Origin of the sequence: Halomonas sp. MCCC 1A13316 (assembly GCF_014931605.1) — a bacterium.
Classification (GTDB): domain Bacteria; phylum Pseudomonadota; class Gammaproteobacteria; order Pseudomonadales; family Halomonadaceae; genus Halomonas.
Map to the genome: position 1 here is coordinate 3,252,882 of NZ_CP053382.1, position 19,172 is coordinate 3,272,053.

The 19,172-nt window shown below is 65.1% G+C and carries 20 protein-coding genes; 10 read left to right on the forward strand and 10 right to left on the reverse strand.

All coding sequences use genetic code 11. From position 1 onward, the window contains the following. Positions 1 to 67: 67 nt before the first annotated feature. From HNO52_RS15060 to HNO52_RS15095, 8 genes are all read left to right on the forward strand, one after another. The gene (locus tag HNO52_RS15060) at positions 68 to 1,696 is read left to right on the forward strand and encodes a benzoate-CoA ligase family protein (protein WP_197566059.1); all 1,629 of its coding nucleotides are present in this window, start codon (positions 68 to 70) and stop codon (positions 1,694 to 1,696) included. 104 nt (positions 1,697 to 1,800) lie between these two features. Then, a complete protein-coding gene (locus HNO52_RS15065; RefSeq protein WP_197566060.1) occupies positions 1,801 to 2,943 on the forward strand; it encodes an ABC transporter substrate-binding protein in 1,143 nt (380 codons plus the stop codon). A gap of 59 nt (positions 2,944 to 3,002) precedes the next feature. Further along, positions 3,003 to 3,917, forward strand: coding sequence for a branched-chain amino acid ABC transporter permease (locus tag HNO52_RS15070; RefSeq protein WP_197566061.1), 915 nt, complete (start codon positions 3,003 to 3,005; stop codon positions 3,915 to 3,917). Further along, complete coding sequence (locus HNO52_RS15075; RefSeq protein ID WP_197566062.1) at positions 3,910 to 4,956, forward strand: branched-chain amino acid ABC transporter permease; 1,047 nt, start codon at positions 3,910 to 3,912, stop codon at positions 4,954 to 4,956. Before HNO52_RS15070 ends, HNO52_RS15075 begins: the two co-directional genes overlap by 8 nt. Next, positions 4,949 to 5,692 carry an ABC transporter ATP-binding protein gene (locus tag HNO52_RS15080; protein WP_197566063.1) on the forward strand — a complete coding sequence of 248 codons (744 nt, stop codon included), beginning with the start codon at positions 4,949 to 4,951 and terminating at the stop codon, positions 5,690 to 5,692. The genes HNO52_RS15075 and HNO52_RS15080 overlap by 8 nt, the downstream gene beginning before the upstream one ends. Position 5,693: 1 nt before the next feature. Next, on the forward strand, positions 5,694 to 6,374 hold the full coding sequence (locus HNO52_RS15085) for an ABC transporter ATP-binding protein (protein WP_197566064.1): 681 nt from the start codon (positions 5,694 to 5,696) through the stop codon (positions 6,372 to 6,374). Positions 6,375 to 6,385: 11 nt separating this feature from the next. Continuing rightward, positions 6,386 to 6,811: an acyl-CoA thioesterase gene (locus HNO52_RS15090; protein WP_197566065.1), complete on the forward strand. Its 426-nt coding sequence runs from the start codon at positions 6,386 to 6,388 to the stop codon at positions 6,809 to 6,811. Then, the gene (locus HNO52_RS15095; RefSeq protein ID WP_197566066.1) at positions 6,804 to 7,217 is read left to right on the forward strand and encodes a RidA family protein; all 414 of its coding nucleotides are present in this window, start codon (positions 6,804 to 6,806) and stop codon (positions 7,215 to 7,217) included. Before HNO52_RS15090 ends, HNO52_RS15095 begins: the two co-directional genes overlap by 8 nt. On the opposite strand, the gene HNO52_RS15100 is transcribed toward HNO52_RS15095, so the two are convergent. The 5 genes from HNO52_RS15100 to HNO52_RS21120 form a co-directional block, all read right to left on the reverse strand. Beyond that, the gene (locus HNO52_RS15100; protein WP_197566067.1) at positions 7,218 to 8,069 is read right to left on the reverse strand and encodes an alpha/beta hydrolase; all 852 of its coding nucleotides are present in this window, start codon (positions 8,067 to 8,069) and stop codon (positions 7,218 to 7,220) included. Positions 8,070 to 8,086: 17 nt separating this feature from the next. Next, the gene (locus HNO52_RS15105) at positions 8,087 to 8,608 is read right to left on the reverse strand and encodes a disulfide bond formation protein B (protein WP_197566068.1); all 522 of its coding nucleotides are present in this window, start codon (positions 8,606 to 8,608) and stop codon (positions 8,087 to 8,089) included. Then, the gene (gene gshA, locus HNO52_RS15110) at positions 8,608 to 10,224 is read right to left on the reverse strand and encodes a glutamate--cysteine ligase (protein WP_197566069.1); all 1,617 of its coding nucleotides are present in this window, start codon (positions 10,222 to 10,224) and stop codon (positions 8,608 to 8,610) included. Before gshA ends, HNO52_RS15105 begins: the two co-directional genes overlap by 1 nt. A gap of 117 nt (positions 10,225 to 10,341) precedes the next feature. Further along, positions 10,342 to 12,696, reverse strand: a complete 2,355-nt coding sequence (locus HNO52_RS15115; RefSeq protein WP_197566070.1) for a Tex family protein — start codon at positions 12,694 to 12,696, stop codon at positions 10,342 to 10,344. A 71-nt stretch (positions 12,697 to 12,767) separates the two neighbouring features. After that, positions 12,768 to 13,019 carry a DUF1127 domain-containing protein gene (locus HNO52_RS21120; protein ID WP_232090319.1) on the reverse strand — a complete coding sequence of 84 codons (252 nt, stop codon included), beginning with the start codon at positions 13,017 to 13,019 and terminating at the stop codon, positions 12,768 to 12,770. Between the two features lie 78 nt (positions 13,020 to 13,097). On the opposite strand from HNO52_RS21120, the gene HNO52_RS15125 reads away from it, so the two are divergent. After that, a complete protein-coding gene (locus HNO52_RS15125; RefSeq protein ID WP_197566071.1) occupies positions 13,098 to 13,979 on the forward strand; it encodes a LysR substrate-binding domain-containing protein in 882 nt (293 codons plus the stop codon). On the opposite strand, the gene msrB is transcribed toward HNO52_RS15125, so the two are convergent. The 5 genes from msrB to yrfG all read right to left on the reverse strand — a co-directional run bounded on the left by msrB (position 13,972) and on the right by yrfG (position 18,469). Next, the gene (msrB, locus tag HNO52_RS15130) at positions 13,972 to 14,475 is read right to left on the reverse strand and encodes a peptide-methionine (R)-S-oxide reductase MsrB (RefSeq protein WP_197566072.1); all 504 of its coding nucleotides are present in this window, start codon (positions 14,473 to 14,475) and stop codon (positions 13,972 to 13,974) included. The genes HNO52_RS15125 and msrB overlap by 8 nt on opposite strands. 108 nt (positions 14,476 to 14,583) lie before the next feature. Next, on the reverse strand, positions 14,584 to 16,140 hold the full coding sequence (locus HNO52_RS15135; RefSeq protein WP_197566073.1) for a phosphoenolpyruvate carboxykinase: 1,557 nt from the start codon (positions 16,138 to 16,140) through the stop codon (positions 14,584 to 14,586). Positions 16,141 to 16,453: 313 nt separating this feature from the next. Continuing rightward, entirely contained in the window at positions 16,454 to 17,329 is an 876-nt protein-coding gene (hslO, locus tag HNO52_RS15140; protein WP_197566074.1) for an Hsp33 family molecular chaperone HslO, read from the reverse strand. Positions 17,330 to 17,376: 47 nt separating this feature from the next. Continuing rightward, complete coding sequence (gene hslR, locus HNO52_RS15145; RefSeq protein WP_197566075.1) at positions 17,377 to 17,763, reverse strand: ribosome-associated heat shock protein Hsp15; 387 nt, start codon at positions 17,761 to 17,763, stop codon at positions 17,377 to 17,379. Then, positions 17,756 to 18,469: a GMP/IMP nucleotidase gene (yrfG, locus tag HNO52_RS15150; RefSeq protein WP_197569258.1), complete on the reverse strand. Its 714-nt coding sequence runs from the start codon at positions 18,467 to 18,469 to the stop codon at positions 17,756 to 17,758. Before yrfG ends, hslR begins: the two co-directional genes overlap by 8 nt. 110 nt (positions 18,470 to 18,579) lie before the next feature. Here yrfG and nudE point away from each other — a divergent pair, with 110 nt between their 5' ends. Beyond that, complete coding sequence (gene nudE, locus HNO52_RS15155) at positions 18,580 to 19,167, forward strand: ADP compounds hydrolase NudE (protein WP_197566076.1); 588 nt, start codon at positions 18,580 to 18,582, stop codon at positions 19,165 to 19,167. Positions 19,168 to 19,172: the final 5 nt, after the last annotated feature.

Sequence of the window (19,172 nt, forward strand, 5' to 3'; positions counted from 1 at the left end):
CCAAACACCGTATCCCCCTGTCGACGCCTCGGCGCCGCACAACAACAAAGATGTACGGAGAATGGTCATGAACACACCGTCGGCCCATGCCGATACCTTCACCCGGGAAAACCTTCCTCCCGTGCATGAATGGCCCGAGCTCAGGCTCGATGAATTCGACTACCCCGAGCGCCTCAACGCCGCGGTGGAGCTCTGCGACCGCTGGATCGAGCGCGGACACGGCGAGCGCGTGGCGCTGATCGGCAACGGCCGCCGACGCAGCTACCGCGAGCTCGCCGAGTGGACCAACCGCCTGGCTCACGCTCTGGTGGAAGACCTCGGCGTTCGCCCCGGCAATCGAGTGCTGATCCGCTCGGCCAACAACCCCGCCATGGTCGCCTGCTGGCTCGCCGCCACCAAGGCCGGCGCCGTGGTGGTCAACACCATGCCGATGCTGCGTGCCGGCGAGCTGGCCCAGGTCGTCGACAAGGCCGAGATCGCCCTGGCCCTGTGCGATACCCGCCTGCTCGAGGAACTCGAGGCCTGCGCCGCGGACAGCCCCTTCCTGAAGCGCGTGGTGGGCTTCGACGGCACGGCGAACCACGACGCCGAGCTCGACCGCCTGGCGCTGGACAAGCCGACCGACTTCGAAGCGGTGGCCACCGCCGCCGAGGATGTCGCCCTGCTCGGCTTCACCTCGGGCACCACCGGCAAGCCCAAGGCGACCATGCACTTTCACCGCGACCTGCTGATCATCGCCGACGGCTACGCCCGCGAGGTGCTGCAAGTAACGCCGGACGACGTCTTCGTCGGTTCGCCGCCGCTGGCCTTCACCTTCGGCCTCGGCGGATTGGCGATTTTCCCGCTGCGTTTCGGTGCCAGCGCCGTACTGCTGGAGAAGGCCACCCCACCCAACATGCTCGACATCATTCGCGAGCATCGCGCCACCATCGTGTTCACCGCGCCCACCGCCTACCGCACCATGCTCGCCTCGCTGGACAACCGCGAGGCGCTGGCCAGCCTGCGCGTGGCGGTATCGGCCGGCGAGACACTGCCGGCGCCGATCTATCACGACTGGATCGAGAAGACCGGCACACCGATCCTCGACGGTATCGGTGCCACCGAGATGCTGCATATCTTCATCTCCAATCGCCTCGACGACCACCGCCCCGCCTGCACCGGCAGGCCGGTGGCAGGCTACGAGGCGAAGATCGTCGATCCCGACATGAATGAACTGCCACGCGGCGAGATCGGCCGCCTGGCGGTACGTGGGCCCACCGGCTGCCGCTACCTAGCCGACAGCCGCCAGCGGGCCTACGTACAGCAGGGCTGGAACCTCACCGGCGACGCCTTCACCCAGGACGAGGAGGGCTACTTCCATTTCGCCGCACGCAACGACGACATGATCGTCTCGTCCGGCTACAACATCGCCGGGCCCGAGGTGGAAGCGGCGCTGCTGGCCCACGAGGCGGTGGCCGAGTGTGCCGTGATCGCTGCACCGAATGGAGAGCGTGGGCAGATCGTCGAGGCCTTCGTGGTACTGTCTCCCGGTGTCGAGCCGGACACGGACTGCGTCGAGCGGCTGCAGGCGTTCGTCAAGCAGCGTATCGCGCCCTACAAGTATCCGCGCTCGATTCGCTTCGTCGAGACGCTGCCGAAAACGGCCACCGGTAAAGTGCAGCGCTTCCGGTTACGCCAGGAGCATTACCCTGACTGACAGTGGGGAAACGGCCCGGCGGCACGACCAGGCGGGCAACCGTAGCGACAGCGCTGAGCGAAGCGCTGATGAACAAAACAATCGAGAACGAAGAGGGTAAATCCATGAAGAGACTAGCCAGCGTTGGCCTTGGCCTGTTGATGACCACCGCCATGGCGGCGGCTCAGGCCGAAGAGGTCAAGATCGGCATGATCACCACCCTGTCCGGCGGCGGCTCGCACCTGGGCGTGGACGTACGCGATGGCTTCATGCTGGCCATCGAACGCTCCGGCCGCGACGACATCGAGGTGCTGGTGCAGGACGACGGCAACCGGCCCGACCTGGCGCGCAGCCTGTCCAACGAGTTCATGCAGCGCGACGAGGTCGATATACTCACCGGCATCATCTTCTCCAACCTGGCCATGGCGGTGGTACCGGCGGCAGTACGCCAGGGCACCTTCTACATATCGCCCAATGCCGGCCCTTCCGATCTTGCCGGTCGCATGTGCCACGAAAACTACTTCAACGCTGCCTACCAGAACGATAACCTGCACGGCGCCATGGGTGCCTACATGCGCGAGCAGGGTTATGAGCGCCCCGTCATCATGGCGCCCAACTACCCCGCCGGCACCGACGCCCTGGCCGGCTTCAAGCACCTTTACGAAGGCGAAGTGGTCGACGAGATCTATACGCAGATGGGTCAGACCGACTACGCCGCCGAGATCGCTCAGATCCGCGCCAGCGATGCCGACAGCCTGTTCTTCTTCCTGCCCGGCGGCATGGGCATCTCGTTCATGAAGCAGTGGGAGAACTCGGGCGTCGACATGCCGGTGTTCGGTGCCGCCTTCTCCTTCGACGAGATCATCATCAAGGCGGTGGGCAGCGCGGCCATCGGCGCCATGAACACCTCGCTGTGGGCCTACGATCTCGACAACGAGGCCAACCACGCCTTCGTCGAGGGCTTTCGCGAAACCTACGACCGTATGCCGACCCTCTATGCAGCCCAAGGCTACGATACCGCCAACCTGATCTTGAGCGCACTGGAGAAGGCCCATCCGGACGATCAGGACGCCTTCCGCGAGGCGCTGCGCGAGGCCGATTTCGACTCGGTGCGCGGCGAATTCCGTTTCGGCCCCAACCATCACCCCATCCAGGACATTTATGTGCGTGAGGTGGTAGAGGGCGACGATGGCCAGCCGACCAATCGCCTGGTGGGTATTGCCATCGAGGACATTCAGGACGTCTACCACACCCAGTGCGAGATGTGACCCGGCCAGGCCGGCCCTCCCGGGCCGGCCGCCACCCACTCCAATGACTGCCTGATCCCATGACACTATTTATCGAACAGCTCATCAACGGTCTGCAGCTCGGCACCATGCTGTTCCTGATGGCCAGCGGCCTGACCTTGATTTTCGGCGTGATGGGGCTGATCAACCTGGCCCACGGCTCCTTCTACATGGTCGGCGCCTACGCCACGGCACTGGTCAGCGCCACCACCGGCTCCTTCCTCGTTGGCCTGGCGGCCGGCATCGCCGTGGCCGCTGCAGTCGGCGCCCTGGTCGAACTGATCGTGATCCGCCGGCTCTATCACCGCCCCCACCTCGATCAGGTGTTGGCCACCTTCGCCCTGATCCTGATCTTCTCGGAGGGCACCCGCTGGCTGTTCGGCTCCTCGCCGCTGTGGCTCAATCCGCCGGCGTCACTATCGGGCTCGGTTACCCTGCCGGGCGACCTGCGCTATCCCATCTATCGGCTGGTGATCATTGCCGTGGGGATCGCGGTGGCGGTAGGCCTGTACTTGCTGATCTCGCGCACTCGGCTCGGCATGCGCATCCGCGCCGGCGAGAGCGACCGCGAAATGATCGGCGCGCTGGGCGTGAACATTGCCCGCCTCTACACCCTGGTCTTCGCCATGGGTGCCGCGCTTGCCGGCCTCGCCGGAGCCATGGTCGGCGCCATGCAGTCGGTACAGGTGGGGATGGGCGAGCCGGTGCTGATACTCGCCTTCGTGGTGATCGTGATCGGCGGCATCGGCTCGATCAAGGGTGCGCTCTACGGCGCCATCCTGGTCGGGGTCGTCGATACCCTGGGGCGGGTGTTCCTGCCGTCTTTCTTCGGTCAGTTCATGAGCCCTTCGGAGGCCGCCGGTGTCGGCTCCGCGCTCGCCGCGATGCTGATCTACATCCTGATGGCCGTGATTCTCGCCTTCAAACCCAAGGGACTATTTGCCGCCCATGACTAAGCCCGAGACTCAAACCCTCGCCGCCCGGCCGGGGCTGCCGGCGCCGGCCGCCAACTGGCACGACCGCAAGGGGCTGGTGCAGATCGGCTTGCTGGCCCTGCTGCTGCTGGCCTCGCTGGCGGCCTACTTCCTGGGCCACGTCTACTACGTCAACCTGGCCTCGCGTATGACCCTGATCGCCATGGCGGCGGTGGGTCTCAACCTGGCCATCGGCTACGGCGGCATGGTGAGCTTCGGCCACGCCGCCTACTTTGGCCTGGGCGGCTACGTGGCCGGTATCAGCGCCTATCACGCCTTCGACCTCACCCCGGTGATCGGCTGGCCTATCGACCTCCCCGGCAGCGACAGCATGCTCGTGATCTGGCTAGCGGCGATCGTGCTGTGCGGCCTGCTGGCGCTGTTCATCGGCGCCATTTCGCTGCGCACCACCGGGGTCTACTTCATCATGATCACCCTGGCCTTTGCCCAGATGGTCTACTATTTCGCCAACTCCTGGCCCACCTACGGCGGCGAGGACGGCCTGCCGATCTACCTGCGCAACTCACTGCCGTGGGTCGACACCAGCAACGCCTTGACCTTTTTCCTGGTCTGCTTCGGCGGGCTGATGCTGTCGCTTGCCATCACTTCACGCATCATGAAGTCGCGCTTCGGCGCAGCGCTGACCATGGCCCGGCTCAACGAGAACCGCCTGGCCACCGCCGGTATCGCCCCCTACCCCATCCGCCTGGTGGCTTTCGTCATCTCGGCGATGATCACCGGCCTGGCAGGGGCGCTGTACGCCGATCTCAACGGTTTCGTCAGCCCCACCATGCTCAGCTGGCATATGTCGGGTGAGTTGATGGTAATCGTCATCCTCGGCGGCGTGGGCCGACTCTATGGCCCGCTGGCCGGGGCCATCCTCTACGTGATGATGGAGACCCTGCTGGGCGGCATGACCGAGTACTGGAAGCTGTTCCTCGGCCTGGTACTGCTGCTGGTGGTTCTGTTCGCCAAGTACGGCGTGATGGGCTGGTTGGCCGGGAGGGAGCGCCATGAGTGATGCCGTACTGACACTCTCGAACCTCAACAAGCGCTTCGGCGCGCTGCAGGCCACCTGCGACGTGTCGCTCGACCTGAGGCCGGGCGAGATCCATGCCTTGATCGGCCCCAACGGCGCCGGCAAGTCGACGCTGATCGGCCAGATCGCCGGCGGACTCAAGCCCGATTCCGGCAGCATCGCGCTGGCCGGCCGGGAGATCACCCCACTCAGCGTGGCCCAGCGTGCCCGGCTGGGGCTGGGCCGCAGCTTCCAGGTCTCGTCGCTGGCCGAGCCGCTGTCGGTGAAGCGCAACGTCATGATCGCCGTGCAGGCGCTGCAGGGGCACAGCTTCCGCTTCTGGAAGCCGGTGGATCGCGACGCAAACCTGCTTACGCCGGCCATGGAGGCGCTGGAGCGCATGGCGCTCACGCATCGTGCCGAAACACCGGTATCGGAACTCTCCCACGGCGAGCGTCGCCAGGTCGAGGTGGCCTGCGCCCTGGCGCTCAAGCCGCAGGTGCTACTGCTCGACGAGCCCATGGCCGGGCTCGGACCCGAAGGATCGGCCCGCTTGACCGAGCTGCTCGAGACGCTCAAGCACGAGGTGCCGATCCTGCTGATCGAGCATGACATGGACGCCGTGTTCCGCCTGGCCGACCGAATTTCGGTACTGGTGGCCGGGGCCGTGATTGCCCATGGCGACGGCGCCGAGATCCGCGGCAATCCACAAGTTCGTGAAGCCTACCTGGGGGATTGAGATGCTCAACGTCACCGCGATCGAGACCTTCTACGGCCCCTCCCAGGCGCTGTTCGGCGTCGACCTCAGCGTGCAGGCCGGCGAGATGGTGGCACTGATGGGGCGCAACGGCATGGGCAAGACCACTACCATCCGCTCCATCTTCGGCCTCACCCCGCCGCGCAGCGGCAGCATCACCTTCGAGTCGCAGGAGCTGCACCGCCTGCCATCATACCGTATCGCCCAGGCCGGGCTCGGGCTCGTTCCCGAAGGGCGGCGCTGCTTCGCCAACCTCTCGGTCCGCGAGAACCTGATGGTCACGGCGCGCTCCGGCCGCTGGAACCTGGCACGTGTGGAAGGCCTCTTTCCTCGGCTGGCCGAGCGACGCCAGCAGATGGCCAACACCCTCTCCGGCGGTGAACAGCAGATGCTCGCTATCGGACGCGCACTGATGACCAACCCCAGCCTGCTGGTCCTCGACGAGGCCACCGAAGGCCTGGCTCCGGTAATACGCCAGGAGATCTGGGCGGCGATTCGCGCGCTCAAGGCAGAGGGCCAGTCCACTTTGATCGTCGACAAGTCGCTTGCCGAGCTGCTGCCGGTGGCCGACCGCTGCACCATTCTCGAGAAGGGGCGCACGGCGTGGACCGGGGAACCCGGCGCACTCGACGACACCATCCGCGATCGCTATCTCGGGGTATAGGAGAAATCGCCATGCCCTTCACGACCCAGCGCACGGTGCGCTTCCAACACTGCGACCCGGCGGGGATCGTCTTCTACCCCCGCTACTTCGAGATGCTCAACTCGGTGGTCGAGGACTATTTCGCCGAGTCGGTGGGCCACGACTTCAATCGCCTGCATGTCACTTCGCGCACCGGTGTGCCCACGGCCCACATCGAGACCGACTTCCATGCCCCCAGCCGACTGGGGGAGACGCTCGCCTTCGAGCTCACGATCCGTGACGTCGGCCGCACCAGCCTGACCCTGCGCACCGTTGCCTACTGCAACGGAGAGCCGCGTCTGACCTGCGACTCCACCCTGGTCTTCGTCGACCTGGACAGCGGCCGACCCCTGCCCTGGCCCGAAGCCATGCGTCGACACTTCGCCAAGGACTGCCAACAAGGATATCCAGATGAGTAACGCCACTCTGCACGAGCTGCTTCATCCTTCGCACTGGAAGGCCGCCGTGGGCTACGCCAACGGCGTGCTCGCCACCGGCCCCACGATCTTCGTCGGCGGCCAGATCGGCTGGAATCGCGATCAGGTCTTCGAGAGTGACGACTTCGTCGCTCAGGTGCACCAGGCGCTGGCCAATATCGTCGAGGTGCTGAACCAGGCCGACGCCGGCCCGCAGCACGTGGTGCGCCTGACCTGGTACGTCACCGATAAACAGGAGTATCTGGCGCGGCTCAAGGAAGTGGGCGCTGCCTATCGCGAGGTGATGGGCAAGCATTTTCCGGCCATGACCATGGTGCAGGTGGCGGATCTGATCGAGGACCGGGCGAAGGTCGAAATCGAGGCCACCGCAGTCATACCCGAGGCCTGATCAGGTCTGGTGGAAGCTGGCGATGCGCTGGGTGAAAAGCCCACCCGGCGCGTAGTGATCGAGGATCGAGAAGTGATCGTCGCCGGGCAATAGCTCGGCGCCTACCGCCATACCCAGGGCCTCGAGGTGCTCGGCATGGGCCTGCATCTGACGCGCGAACTCCGAAGACTCCTCACTGCCCGCGACCAGATGCACCGACGCGGGCACCCGGCACGGCAGGAACAGCGGGCTGTAGTCGGTCACGTCGCGCCCGGTGAGCTGCAGCTTGGGTTGCAACCACGACCAGGGGAAGGGGCGCAGGTCATAGAGCCCGCTCACGCACAGCGCCCCTGCGATCTTATCGTCGGGCAACCCATAGCTCCCTTGCCAGTCGGTGGCCAGCAGCATGGCGGCGAGATGGCCACCGGCGGAGTGGCCGGAGACGCTCAGGCGTGCCGGGGCGACGCCCAGCACCGAACCGTTGCGCTGCACCCATGCCACCGCGGCACGCGCCTGACGTACCAGCTCACCGAAGGCCACCGTGGGGCATAACGCGTAGTTGACCACCGCCACACTAATGCCCGCCTGCACCAGCCCCTCGGCGGCGAAGCCGAACTCTCGATGGCTCAGCGAACGCCAGTAACCGCCATGGAAGAACAGGTGGAGCGGCGCATCGTCACGCTCGGCGTGGTAGACGTCCATGCACTCGGCAAGCGTCGGGCCATAGGCGACATCCAACGAGACGCGACACTGCTCGCGTACGGCCGCACTGCGTGCTCGCCAACCCGCAAGCAGTGCGGCCGGGTCGCGGCCGCGCATGGGGTCGTATTCGCGGTCGATGGCCTCCTGGGTGGCGAAGTCACGATAGAGCATGGCGTCGTCCTCCTGCGTCAGGGCCGCAGACCGCGGACGGCACGGTACAGGATCCCCAGCGGGGCCAACGCCAGCACGATGAAGCCGATCAGCGTCCAGCCCGGCAACGAAATACCCAACAGCAGGAAATCGATATCGGCGCACTCGCCGGAGCCGGAGAGCACCGTTGCGATGACGTCGCGCATGGGCAGGATGTCCATCATGTAGTCGAGCCCCGGACCGCAGCTCGGTACCTGATCCGGCGGCAGCGACTGCAGCCACAGGTGGCGAGCAGCGACCACGATGCCGCCGAGCACTGCCGTCAGCGACAACCCGCCGTAGACCACCGGGCCGAGCCGGCCCTGCGGGTTGTGGATCGCCGCGACGATGAACACCGTCGCCGCAGCCAGCACTGCCACCCGTTGGAAGATGCACAGCGGGCAGGGTTCGAGCCCACCGATGTGCTCCAGGCCCAGGGCAACGAGCATCATCAGGATACAGAAGGCCAGCCCGGCCAGGCTCCATTGGCGTACGGAGAGACGTCGGAGTCGCTCGATCATCAGGCATTTCCCTGGCTGGTCATCGCCACACGGGGCTCGCGGGCACTGGCAAAATACTCCTCGAGAAATTCATCGAAGCGAAGGGTATCGGCTGCCTCGATATCGCGCTGCTGCTGGTGCGACGTCTCGACCATCTGCTCGAAGGTGGACTTGCGCGCCGGGCTCACGGCTTCATGCCGCATCCGTTCGGCGTGCTCCTCGGCGAGAGCAAGAGTCGCATCAATGAACTCCTCGCCGGTCGATTCCAGCCGCGCCAGCAGCCGCCCGGAAGGCGTCAACTCAGGGTCCTCGATCCAGGGCGCGAGCGACGCGACGGCCTCGGCATGAGGCGCGCCCTCCTCCAGGGCGTCGAGCAGTTCGGCGGCCTTGGCCAGCTCGGCGAAGATCTCGCCGCCCCATTCGGCCACGGAGCGCAGTTGGCCGTCCTGCAGCAGGCGCAGCTCGGGGTCGCGCCCGCGCTCGACGACCAACCGGCGGTTGTCGTCCAGCCGATCGCACTCCTCGTCGGGAATCCAAGGGCTTTCGGAGAGCAGGCACCACATCAGGAAGGTATCGATGAAGCGCAGGCGCGGCTCGTCGATGCCCAGCGGCAGGAAGGGATCGAGATCGAGACAGCGCACCTCGATGTACTCGACGCCGCGCGACTCCAGCGCCTGGCTCGGCGTTTCGTTGTGCCGCGTGACGCGCTTGGGCCGGATGTCGCTGTAGTACTCGTTCTCGATCTGCAGGATGTTGGCATTGAGCTGCTGCCAGTCGAGGTCATCCCTGACGCCCAGCGCCTCGTAGGCGGGCCATGGCGTGGAGATCGCGTGACGCAGGGTGCCCACGTAGTTGGAGAGCGAGTTGAAGCAGATCTTGAGCTGCTCCTGCACCTTGTTCTGGTAGCCCAGGTCCGACATTCTCAGGCTGGTGGCGTAGGGCGAGATCAGGGTCTCGCGACCATGCGCACGCAGCTTGTCGGGAATGTTGCCCTCGGGCAGGAAACTGCGGTCCAGCGCCGGCGAGGCACCGAACAGGTAGAGCAGCAGCCAGCTGTGGCGCCGGAAGTTGCGGATCAGGCCGAAGTACCGGCTCGAGCGGTAGTCGTCTAGCGACATCTGCGTGGCGCCGTCGCGCTCGCGCAGCAGCTCCCACAGCTCGTCGGGTAGCGAGACGTTGTAGTGGATGCCGGCGATGGCCTGCATGATGCGGCCATAGCGCACGTCCAGCCCTTTGCGATAGACATGCTTCATGGTGCCGACGTTGGAGCTACCGTAGTCGGCAATGGTCACGCTGTCGTTGCCGTCGAGTCTGGCCGGCATGCTGGCCGGCCACACCAGCTCGTCACCCAGGTGACGATAGCTGAAGCGATGCAGGTCGGCGAGGAAGTCGATGGCATCGCCGGGGCGACAGTAGACCGGCGTGATGTACTCCAGCAGCGCTTCGGAGTAGTCGGTGGTGATGTGCGGATGGGTCAGCTTCGAGCCCAGCGCATGCGGGTGCGGCGAGGAAGCGATACGTCCCTGGTGATCGACGCGCAGCCCCTCCTTCTCCAGGCCGCGTCGCAAGCGCCCGAAGCGCCCCTTTGTCGCCAGCCCGGCGAGATATGAAACGGTGTCGGTATAGGAATCAGACAAGGCATGGACCCCGTGTCTCGGAGGCCTTCAACGGGCCTCCCGGTCGAAGCATGTAGGCCACCCGGGGCGGCCAGTCATGCGGTTTTTGTCGAGAGTATGGCCAGAGGCATGCCGGGATCAAGATTTGCCCTTCTTCGCCGCTAGCAGCGCGGCCCCGAGGGCGCCCATCTGATTGGGCTGGGCTTGCTCGCTAGGCGCGCCCTTGCGCTGCGCCTTGGCCTGCCCGCCACGCCGCTCTCCTTGGCTACCGCGCGACGATTTGCCACCCTCGGCCTCACTCGGCTGGTCGTCGAGACGCATGGAGAGCCCGATGCGGGCGCGTTCGATATCCACGCTCATCACCTTGACCTTGACGATGTCGCCGGCCTTGACCACCGAACGCGGGTCCTCGACGAACTTGTCGGATAGCGCCGAGATGTGAACCAGGCCATCCTGGTGCACGCCGATATCGACGAAGGCGCCGAAGTGGGTCACGTTGGTCACGCTGCCCTCGAGTATCATGCCCGGCTCCAGGTCCTTGAGCGTCTCCACGCCTTCGCGGAACTCGGCGGCCTTGAACTCGGGGCGCGGATCGCGGCCCGGCTTGTCCAACTCCTTCAAGATATCGCTGATGGTGGGCACGCCGAAGCGCTCGTCGGCGAACTCGGCCGGCTTGACCGCCTTGAGCGTGGCGCTGTCGCCGATCAGGCTGGCCACCGGGCGCCCGCTGCGGCTGGCGATACGCTCCACCACCGGATAGGCCTCGGGGTGCACGGCGCTGGCGTCCAGCGGATTGGAACCGTTCATGATGCGCAGAAAGCCAGCGCACTGTTCGAAAGTCTTGGGCCCCAGGCGACTGACGTCGAGCAGTTGCTTACGGCTGGCGAAAGCCCCTTCCGCGTTGCGACGGGCGACAATGGCCTCGGCCAGTGCCGGGTTGAGGCCGGCCACCCGCGACAGCAGCGCGCTCGATGCGGTATTGAGGTCGACGCCCACGGCGTTGACGCAGTCCTCGATCACCGCCTCGAGGCTCCTCGACAGCTGCAGTTGGGAGACATCATGCTGGTACTGACCCACGCCGATGGACTTGGGTTCGATCTTGACCAGCTCGGCCAACGGATCCTGAAGCCGCCGGGCAATAGAAACCGCGCCACGGATGGTGACATCGAGATCGGGCAGCTCCTTCGAGGCATATTCCGAGGCGGAGTAGACCGAGGCGCCGGCCTCGCTGACCATCACCTTCGACAGCACTCTCTTGCTGGCGAGGAGCTTGACCAGATCTCCGGCCAGCCTGTCGGTCTCTCGGCTCGCGGTGCCGTTGCCCACGGCGACCAGTGCCACGTCGTGTTTCTCCGCCAACCTGGCCAATTCGGCCAGCGAGGCGTCCCAGGCGTTGCGCGGCGCATGAGGATAGATAGTGGCATGCTCGAGGAACTGGCCGGTGGCGTCCACTACCGCCACCTTGCAGCCGGTGCGCAGGCCGGGGTCGATGGCAAGCGTGGCCTTCTGCCCCGCCGGTGCCGCGAGCAGCAGATCCTTGAGATTGGCGGCGAAGACCTCGATGGCTTCCAGCTCGGCGCGCTCGCGCAGCCGTCCCATCAGCTCGGTTTCGAGATGCGTGTAGAGCTTGACCCGCCAGGTCCAGCGCACCACGTCGGCCAGCCATTTGTCGGCGGCGCGGCCTTCGTCGCGGATATCGAAGTGGCGAGCAATGGCAACCTGAGCCGGGTGAATCGGCGCCTCCTCCTCGCCGGGCAGACGGATGGCCAGGGTCAATACGCCCTCGTTACGGCCGCGGAACATGGCCAGTGCGCGGTGGGACGGCGCCTTGGCCAGCGCTTCGTCGTGCTCGAAGTAGTCGGAGAACTTGGCCCCTTCACGCTCCTTGCCCGGCAGCACCCGGGCGCTGAGCTCGCCCTCCTGCCAGAGTCGCTCGCGCAGCCTACCCACCAGCTCGGGATCCTCGGCGAAGCGCTCCATCAGTATCTGTCGCGCGCCGTCCAGCGCCGCCTTGGCATCCTCCACGGCCGGTACGTCCCCCTCGGCGGGGCGAATGTATTTGGCTGCCTCGGCTTCAGGCTTCAGGGTCGGATCGGCCAGCAGCGCATCGGCAAGCGGCTCGAGCCCCGCTTCGCGGGCGATCTGCGCCTTGGTGCGGCGCTTTTTCTTGAAGGGCAGATAGAGGTCTTCCAGACGCTGCTTGGTATCGGCCGTCTGGATCTGCCTGTCGAGTTCCGGCGTCAGCTTGCCCTGCTCGTCGATGGCGGCGAGCACCGCTGCCCGGCGCTCCTCGAGCTCGCGCAGATAGCGCAGGCGCTCGTCGAGATTGCGCAACTGGGTATCGTCGAGGCCACCGGTGACCTCCTTGCGGTAACGGGAGATGAAGGGCACGGTGGCGCCGCCGTCGAGCAGTTCCACGGTGGCTGTCACCTGCTGCGGGCGAACGGCGAGCTCCTCGGCGAGGCGCGAAATGATCCGGGTCGTGGCGTCCATGACTTCCTTGGTATTGCGACTACGAAAGATCGCGCCAAGTTACCACAAACGCCACCGTGTCGCCGCCAGGTTCAACGCCACCAGCCGAGGTCGTCCCAGTAGCGGCGGCGACCTTCGCTTCGCGCCTGCTCGCGAGTCAGGCCGATGTCGCGCAGTTGATGGTCGCTGAGCTCCTGCAGCTGGATGCGTTCGCGGCGCAGCTGCGCCTGGTGCATCACGAAACTTCTCCAGTGCCACAGTCGCGAAACGATCGGCCAGTCTCGCTTGACGCTGGCAGATGCGGCACAGAATGACGAATCGTAGCAAGTAGCTGGGCTGCTCATATCGGACTTCCTCCAGTCATGTCGGGCGATGGAAAAAGTCTCGCTCCTGGCATAAAATCAATCCAACGAATAGATTTTATGCCTTACATCAAACAAAGTGATGCCACCGTGAGTGCCACCATCGATCACGAACTGCTGCGCACCTTCGTCGCCATCGTCGACCATGGCGGCTTCACTCGCGCGGCCCAGGCGGTCAACCGCACGCAGTCTGCAGTGAGCATGCAGATCAAGCGGCTCGAGGAGGACGTTATCCAGCGCCCGCTGTTCGAGCGTCAAGGGCGTCAGATGCACCTCACCAGCGAAGGCACCACGCTGCTCGGCTATGCCCGTCGCATACTCGACCTGCAGGGTGAGGCGCTCAACATTCTGCGCGAGCCGGACATGGTGGGGCGGGTGCGGATCGGCGTGCCCGACGACTTCGTCATGCGCTTCCTGCCCGGAATCCTCAAGTCGTTCTCGCAGACCTGGCCGCTGGTCGACGTCGAGGTGCAGTGCGCCCCCTCTTCCGATCTGCTCAATCGTCCACACGGCAGCCTCGACCTGAGCATCGTGACCCGAGGAGTCGGCCAGGAGATCGGCACCATCCTGCGCCGCGAGGAAACGGTATGGGTGGTGGCGGAAAGTCACGCTGTGCATCGCCAAACGCCACTGCCGCTGGCACTGTTCGAGGCTCCCTGCCTGTGCCGTCAGCATGCCTGCCACAGCCTGACCCGCGCCGGCCGCCAGTACCGCATCGCCTACTCGAGCCCCAGCCTGGCCACCCTGCAGGCGGTGGTCGGTGCCGGGCTTGCCGTCTCCGCCCTGATGAAGAGCCTGGTCACGCCGGGCATGCGTGTGCTCGGCGAGGCAGATGGCTTCCCCCCGCTGCCCGACGGCTCGATCGTGCTGCTGCGCTCGCCCGACACCACATCCCCGGCGGTGGACGGACTGGCGCAGCACATTATCGAGGGGTTCAAGTAGCCGCTGGTACGAAATGCAGCGCCAGCCCGTTGTTGCACCAGCGCAGACCGGTGGGCTCGGGACCGTCGCTGAAGACATGGCCCTGGTGGCCGCCGCATCGGGCGCAATGATACTCGAGCCGCGGCCATACCAGGCTGAAGTCGAGTTGGCTGAGCATATGCCCTTCGACGTGTTCGAAGAAGCTCGGCCAACCGGTGCCGGAGTCGTACTTCATGGCGCTCTGGAACAGCAGCAGGTCACAGCCGGCGCAGCGGTATTCCCCTTCGCCCCACTCCTTGTCGAGGGGGCTCGAGAACGGCGGCTCGGTGCCATGATCGCGCAGGATCTCGAACTGTTCTGGCGTGAGGCGCTCGCGCCATTCGTCGCTTGAGAGTTCGAGACGCTCCAGGTCGGGTGCCGCTTCCAGAGACAGGCGTGGATACCCCCAGCCGACCCCAGGCACGAGCCCCGCCGCACCGCCTATACCCAATAGCCCCAGGAAAAGACGTCGTTTCATTGGACCCTCCCCCTGGTCAGCCAGCCGACTTGCCAGGTCTATAAACGAACGGGGAAGAGGCAAATGCCCCTTCCCCGTTCAGACCACTACGAAAACCGCGGGTTCACCTCAGGTCAGGCTGGGCCCGGCCTTGGTGATGGCTTCGTTGACGCCTTCGAACTTCTTGAAGTTGTCGACGAACTTGGCCGCCAGGTCGCGCAGGTTGCGATCGTAAGCGGCCTTGTCTTCCCAGGTCTCACGCGGGTCGAGCAAGCTGGAGTCGACGCCCGGCACGGAAACCGGCACATCCAGATTGAGCCCCTCGATGCGCTTAGTCTCGACCTCGCGCAGCACGCCGGACTGAATGGCGCTGATGATGGCGCGGGTGGTAGGAATCGAGAAGCGCGAGCCACCCTCGCCGTAGGCACCGCCGGTCCAGCCGGTGTTGACCAGGTAGACCTGGGCGTCCTTGGCCTCGACACGCTTGATCAGCAGGTCGGCGTAGACGCGTGCCGGACGCGGAAAGAACGGCGCGCCGAAGCAGGTGGAGAAAGTCGCTTCCAGGCCTGAGGAGGACCCCATCTCGGTGGACCCCACCTTGGCGGTATAACCGGAGAGGAAGTGGTAGGCCGCCGCTTCCTTGGACAGCACCGACACCGGCGGCAACACGCCGGACATGTCGCAGGTCAGGAAGATGATGGCGTTGGGCTCACCGGCGCGATTCTCCGGAACGCGTTTGCCGACGTGCTCCAGCGGGTAGGCGGCACGCGAGTTCTGGGTCAGGCTGTCGTCGGTGTAGTCGGGTTCGCGGCGGTCGTCGAGCACCACGTTCTCCAGCACGGTGCCGAACTTGATGGCGTTCCAGATGACCGGTTCGTTCTTCTCGGAGAGGTCAATGCACTTGGCATAGCATCCGCCCTCGATGTTGAACACGGTGCCAGGGCCCCATCCGTGCTCGTCGTCGCCAATCAGGTAGCGCGCCTGGTCGGCGGAGAGGGTGGTCTTGCCGGTGCCGGAAAGGCCGAAGAACAGCGCGGTCTCACCATCCTCGCCGACATTGGCGCTGCAGTGCATGGGCAGAACGTCGGAGGCCGGCAGCAGGAAGTTCTGCACCGAGAACATCGCCTTCTTCATTTCACCGGCATACCGCATACCGGCGATCAGCACCTTCTGCTGTGCGAAATTGAGGATCACACAACCGTCGGAGTTGGTGCCGTCACGATCCGGGTCGCATTCGAAATGCGGCGCGTTGAGAATGGTCCACTCCTGCTTGGCCGAAGGATTGTAGCCCTCGGGGCGCACGAACATGGTGCGGCCGAACAGGTTGTGCCAGGCCGTCTCGGTCGTTACCCGCACCGGCAGGTAGTGAGTCGGGTCGCTGCCCACGTGGAGTTCGGAAACGAAACGCTCGCCGCTACCCAGATAATCTTCGACACGGGCCCAGAGAGCATCGAACTTGCCGGCATCGAAGGGGCGGTTGACGCTGCCCCAGTCGATCTCACCGCTGGTGGAGGGCTCGTCGACGATGAAGCGATCCTTGGGCGAGCGGCCGGTACGCTGACCGGTATTCACCACCAGGGCGCCATTCGCGGCCAGTTGGCCTTCTCCGCGTGCCACGGCACGCTCGATGAGTTCGGCGCTGCTGAGATTGACGTGTGCTTGAGGAGCGGCTTGGGATGTGGTCATGTCGTTTCCTGGGCCTTGCGGCCGGTTCTCTCTCGTGTGCCAGGCGTCATACGCCATCGCGTTGCGTTTCCGATCGTCCGTGTGCGGATGCATGCCGTCTTGTATTCTGGCGATCGGCCTTGAGGCGGCGACATTATGGCAAAAAGGGGGCCGTCAGGAAACGCTAACTTTGACCGAAGTTCTTGTAGTTTTACTACTACATCGGGGCATTTCGCCGCAGGTTGACTACAACCATACTTGTGCGTTGCAGCAATCCCGCACGAATGCACGAGACGCCTCCTCGACGTCTCGTACGCTCCGGCAAATCTTGGCCTCAATGCAGGGTGGGAGGCGGCCCATGCTGGGTGCGCAGCAGTGCTTCGACTTCACTCTCCGTGAAGCGGTAGTGGGTATGGCAGAAATGACACTGGGTCTCGATCTCACCCTGTTCGGCCAGCACGTCACGTAGTTCATCGGCCCCCAGGGTCAGCAAGGCATCGCTGATGCGCTCCCGCGAACAGGTGCAACCGAAGCGCAGCGACTTCGGTTCGAAGACCCGCACTGTCTCCTCGTGATAGAGCCGGTGCAGCAGCTCGCGCTGGTCGAGCCCCAGCAATTCGTCGGTGGTCAGGGTGCGGGCCAGCTGAACGGTACGCTCCCAGGCGTCGTCGTCCTGATTCTGCGACTCGTCCGGCAGCCGCTGCAGCAACAGCCCGCCCGCCCGAAGGTCGTCGGCGCGCAGCCACAGCTGGGTGGGCAGCTGTTCAGACTGCGAGAAATAGGCCTCGAGACAGCCGGCCAGGCTGTCCTGGTCGAGTGCCACGATGCCCTGGTAGCGATTGCCCTCGCGCGGGTCGAGGGTAATCACGATATGGCCATCGCCGACAAGATCGCGGAATTTCGCTTCCCCTTCGGGCAGTGTGGCATCTTCCGCCACACGAGCAATGGCCCGCAGCTCGCCACCGGGATTGGATTCAGCCATCAGCAGCGACAGAGCCCCCTGACCGCGCACCTCGATGCTGAGGATACCGTCGAGCTTTACGGTATCGGTGAGCAGCGCCACGGCGGCCAGCAGCTCGCCCAGCAGGCGGTTGACGGCAGGTGGGTAGCCATGCCGCTCTAGCACATCGCCGTAGGCGCGCTCCAGGGTGACGATCTCACCACGGACGTTGGTACGTTCAAACAGGAAACGCTGGATCTGGTCGGTCATGATCGATTCCGAAAGAGGTCGTTCACGGTGGCCAACAGGCAGTGGGTTCACTCGTCCTGCTGACGCTGGAAGCGCTGGATCTCGCGGCGCTGCTTCTTGTCTGGCCGCTTGAGCGGATGTTGCATGGCCTGGTTAGTCAGACGCCGGCCTTCGGACTCCCGCTCACGACGCTCGGCGCTCTCGGCCGTCTCGCGATAGAGTTCACGGGCCTCAGGGGCGCCGCGACGCTGGTCGGAGAGTGCCACCACTTCCACCTCCCACACGTCCCAGCCCTGGGGCACGCGAATCAGGGCACCCACTTCGACGTTCTTGCTGGTCTTGGCGCGCCCGCCGTTGTAGTGAACCTTGCCGCCTTCGATGGCCTTCTTGGCCAGGGCGCGAGTCTTGAAGAAGCGGGCGGCCCACAGCCACTTGTCGAGTCGTACGCTATCCAATCTCGCCTCCCTTCTCGCCGTGTGGTCCTGTGTCGCCGCGTACTTCCGAGGGTAGCTCCTCGGGCAGGATCGTGGCGAAGCGGTCCAGGGCAATGAACTCCTCCAGCTCTTTTTCCGGCCGCGTGCTGTCGGGTTGCTTGATGCCGAGCAGATGGCGGATGCCGTATTCCCGCGCACTCTCCAGCACATCGGAGTTGTCATCGATGAACAACGTCCGCGTCGGGTCGAAGGGCTCGACCTCCTGCAGAGCAAACCAGAACTCCTGGGCCTCCTTGGGCACGCCGAGATCGGCCGAGGAGACGATGGCATCCAGGTAGCCCTCGAGCCCGGTAAGCGGCAACTTGAGCTCCAGGCTCTCGCGGTCGGCATTGGTCGCCAGCACCACTCTGGGGTGCGCCTTTCTGAGCCACTTGAGGAAATCCAGCGCATCGCTGCGCAGGCCGATCAGGTGCTGAATCTCGCGCTTGAGGGCGACGATGTCCACCCCCAGTTCACGACTCCAGTAGGCCAGGCTGTACCAGTTGAGGGTGCCCCGCTCGCGCAGGATGCGCGCGCGGATCTGCTCCTGGCTGGCCTCGTCGAGGCGGTGCAGTTCGACGTAGCGTCGCGGCAGGTGCTCCAGCCAGAAATGGCTGTCGAAATGCAGGTCGAGCAGTGTGCCGTCCATGTCCAGCAGAACGGTATCGATGGCGCGCCAGTCGATCATGGCGACTCCCGGTGGCATCTGAGCGGTGGAAGGCGTGATATTGTACTCAATGGATACCATCGGCGCATTCCCGGCAGGTGCCGCGCTCGCACGTACGAAACGGAGCCTTCATGTCCGAGAAGAAGATATTGCAGAAACCCCAGGTGCTGGCACGAAAGTCCGTGGCCAGAAGTCGCCTGTTTCATATCGAATCACTGGAGCTGCGTTTCGCCAATGGCGCCGAACGCACCTTCGAACGCCTGACCGGCAGCGATCAAGGCGCGGTGATGATCATCGCCATGCCCGACCCGGACCACGTGCTGCTGATACGCGAATACGCGGCGGGCTTCGAGGACTACGTGCTGACCCTGCCCAAGGGGCTGGTGGATCCGGGCGAGGATATCGTCACCGCGGCCAACCGGGAACTGATGGAGGAGTGCGGCTTCGGCGCCCGACACATCGAGCCACTGGTGGAGCTGTCGCTGGCGCCCAACTACATGCGCCACCGCATGCAGGTCCTGCTCGCCACCGATCTCTACCCCAAACGCCTGCCCGGGGACGAGCCGGAACCGCTGGTGGTCGAGACCCATGCCCTCGAGGAACTGCCGGCCCTGTTGCTGCGCGAAGACTTCCACGAGGCGCGGGCCATCGCCGCGCTGTTCATCGCCCGCGACACACTGCGCGAACGGCGTGGTATAGAGACACCGCTAAGCTGGTAGCCGTG